Genomic DNA, 3,018 nt, shown 5'->3' with positions numbered 1-3,018 from the left:
CCTCGGCTGCAACCTGCGCAAGTACAGTGGCAAGCTGCTGACCCGGCCCGCCACGGACAAGGTCCGGGCCTTCGCAGGAAAGATCCGCACCCTCATCAAGCGCGGCGTCGCGCTACCCACCTTCCAGCTGCTCACACGCCTCAATCGCGTGTTGCGAGGCTGGTTCAACTACTACCGCCCCTGGGTATCCAAGGCGACCTTCGCCTTGATCGATACCCTGGTTTACCGGGCGCTGTGGTGGAGGATGCGACGGCGACACAAAAACCGTCAGAAACACTGGCTTTACGGTCACTACACCCGTCCACAACGCACGCCCAACGGCAGCTATCGGCGGGTGTTCACCGGCCAGACCCGCACCGCTCTGGGGATTATCCGCAGGATAACCCTCTTCAAACTGAGCGACCTGCCAATCCGGCGCCACACCAAGATAGTGGCAAAGGCTACCCCACATACGCCGTGCTGTGGAAGCTACTTCCGCAAGCGCTGGCAACAGGGGCAGAGCAACCGCAGGGCAGACCGGGCCTACCTTGCCAGATACCAGCTGGCGGCGTAATGTGGAAAGCAAAATTGTTTATAACGAGTCAAACTGCCGGGTTCCTTGAGCCTTTGAGGGGCTTGAGCCGTATGCGAGGAAACCCGCACGTACGGTTCTTAGAGGGCTGGGAGTCGGTAACGGCTCCTGGCTACTCGGCGAATTCCCAAGACTGAAGGAACATCATGTATCCAGATGACGTAAATGGAGATGTATTTAGAAGATTGGAGGAGCACAATTTTGATTTCTCCAAAGAGTATCCTGTAGATTTTTATGCAGTCTATGCCACTGAAGAGGAGGCGGACTCTATTGCTAAGCTGTATGTCCAAGATTGGAAAAACGGCGGTAATTTTAAAAATATAGAAACCCGTCCATGTGAGAAAGGTGGCATGGAATTAGAGCTGGTTCCAATAATGAAGCTGACGTATGAAAATATAGTTGGTTTTGAAAATACGCTTGCGGAACGCACATCAAAAGTTAACGGGTACCTAGATGGGTGGGGCGTTCTGGGCGACTAAATTCATAACAAGGCCAGGCAGTTTGCTCCGGGCCTTCGGCCCTCCGCGGGACAGCTTACCTTATGCACGTTTTGCGCGGGTCGCTGTGCTCCCATTTTCGCGCAAAACGCGCATAACGTAAGCTGCCCCTGCTGGCGGCGTTAAATTTAGCCAAGTACTCAGGGTTCAGTGTGAAAGCATATGATAAATTGAGAGATCTTCTTTCCGCAGCTTTAAACTATCTTCTTCAAGAAAAATTGATATCTTTAGATGATTCGGATGAAGATTTCGCACCTCTTGATATAAGAGTGAAGTTGTTGGATAAAGATTCCATAATTCTAGTGAATAAAAATGTTTTCGGTGAAGTTCGTCTGTCTGTATGGTGGGGCATAACATCAAAATGCAAAATCGGAGAAGGCTTAATTCCCGAAAATAATGTTTTAGATAATGTTGTAGATGTAACCTGTACCGTTTGGGTTGATACTCATGAGAGAACTTGTCTTCAAGGATACGGGCGAAGAGGGTTAGAGGGTGTTTTTTGGAAGAGGTCAGCAGAAAAGGATTTACTCAGGCTTCCCACAATTAAACCAGTTGGATACGAAAAAGAGGCGATGTCTTACCGACATGACTCGGGCATTATCCAAGGCCCGTCGAACCAATAAGGTAAAAATTTAACAATGCGCTGCAGACCGACGGCCAACTTTGTGCACTTTATGCGCGGTCGCTGCGCTCCAATCGTCGCGCATAAAGCGCCCAAAATTGTCCGCGGCTGAGCGCGGCGTTATGAATCTTAGAGCTCGAGCGTAACGCCGGTCTCTTTTAACTATGGGGCGATCTTCATAAGAAGTTGTCCTCTGTACACCGCATAAGTGGAAGTGCAGATCTACAGAGGAAATTGAAATGCCGCGTAGGCTTACTCAAACTCAAAAGGGAACACATCAAGCGCTCAAAAATTCATCATTTGAGAGTATGGTTGTGTCATGGTTAATGCAGGATGGCTGGCAAGTTTTCTTGCCAATCCTGGATCATGGGCATCAAACGGATATATTGATCTCTGATGGGCCAAATTATTACCGCATTCAGGTAAAAACTGTGGCTGCAACAGATCATAACCATGATGTACATAATCAATGGAAAGAAAGTAATGTAGATTGTGTTGTCTATTTTGCTAGAAACTCAAATTGGGGTTGTGTTGCTCCGGCCTTCTCCGAAAATAAGCGCTCAATAAACCATCCTGAGCACAAAATTTTCGAGCAAAATAGAAAGAGCTTCTTAAAGGCGTTCCACCTCATGGAAGTCAATTCATAACAATCGCAGGCAGTATGCTACGGCCCCTGACGGGGCCTTCGCGGGACGCCCAACGCTATGCACGTTTTGTGCGGGTCGCTGCGCTCCCAGTTTCGCACAAAACGTGCATAGCATTGGGCGCCCCTGCTGCGGGCGTTATGTGAGCATGATGTAGAGATTGCATATGCCAAAGAAAGGATTTATTTCAAATAAGATTAAACCATGGATTGAAGCGCGTGAGAGGTATCGTCTTTCTCATGCTCAAATACAAATGGCAAGAGAGCTTGGTTTAAGTCCAAAGAGTTTTGGGAAACTGAAAGCTGATCCAAGAGAAGAGTGGAGATTACCTCTTCCGGAATACATTGATTATTTGTATCAAAGTAAATTCGGAAAATCCTGCCCAGATGATGTAAGGTCTCTGGAGCTAAAGGATAGAGAAAAAAGAGAGAAGAAGGCAGCAAGAAAATCTCAATCTAGTTGTGGTTCGGAGCCCGGTCCCACATAACAAACAGCGGCAGAGCGACAGCCAACGCTACGCACATTTTGTGTTACTCGCTGGCGCTCAAACATTAACACAAAATGTGCTCCGCGCTGGCTGCGCCTGCGCTGGGCGTTATGAATCTCGGTATCGAGTAGAGCAATGAATATAGATATAGACAGTTTGTCGGAAGATGAGTTAATCGCTCTAAATCAAAGAATCGT

At 48.1% G+C, this 3,018-nt stretch carries 5 protein-coding genes; all 5 read left to right on the top strand.

From position 1 onward, the window contains the following. Window positions 1–553, top strand: a 553-nt coding sequence (locus tag FDY93_RS19110; RefSeq protein ID WP_281282520.1) for a group II intron maturase-specific domain-containing protein, incomplete at its 5' end; no start/stop codon positions are given. 164 nt (window positions 554–717) lie between these two features. Further along, a complete protein-coding gene (locus FDY93_RS19105; RefSeq protein ID WP_220446259.1) occupies window positions 718–1,050 on the top strand; it encodes a ribonuclease E inhibitor RraB in 333 nt (110 codons plus the stop codon). A gap of 170 nt (window positions 1,051–1,220) precedes the next feature. Next, complete coding sequence (locus tag FDY93_RS19100; protein ID WP_138237354.1) at window positions 1,221–1,691, top strand: hypothetical protein; 471 nt, start codon at window positions 1,221–1,223, stop codon at window positions 1,689–1,691. Between the two features lie 238 nt (window positions 1,692–1,929). Next, window positions 1,930–2,337 carry a hypothetical protein gene (locus FDY93_RS19095; protein WP_138237353.1) on the top strand — a complete coding sequence of 136 codons (408 nt, stop codon included), beginning with the start codon at window positions 1,930–1,932 and terminating at the stop codon, window positions 2,335–2,337. 163 nt (window positions 2,338–2,500) lie between these two features. After that, a complete protein-coding gene (locus FDY93_RS19090) occupies window positions 2,501–2,821 on the top strand; it encodes a hypothetical protein (protein WP_181954068.1) in 321 nt (106 codons plus the stop codon). Window positions 2,822–3,018 lie beyond the last annotated feature (197 nt).

The organism is Microbulbifer harenosus, from assembly GCF_005771435.1.
In the GTDB taxonomy this organism is placed as follows: Bacteria; Pseudomonadota; Gammaproteobacteria; order Pseudomonadales; family Cellvibrionaceae; genus Microbulbifer; species Microbulbifer harenosus.
This window is presented reverse-complemented; position numbering and strand designations above follow the sequence as displayed.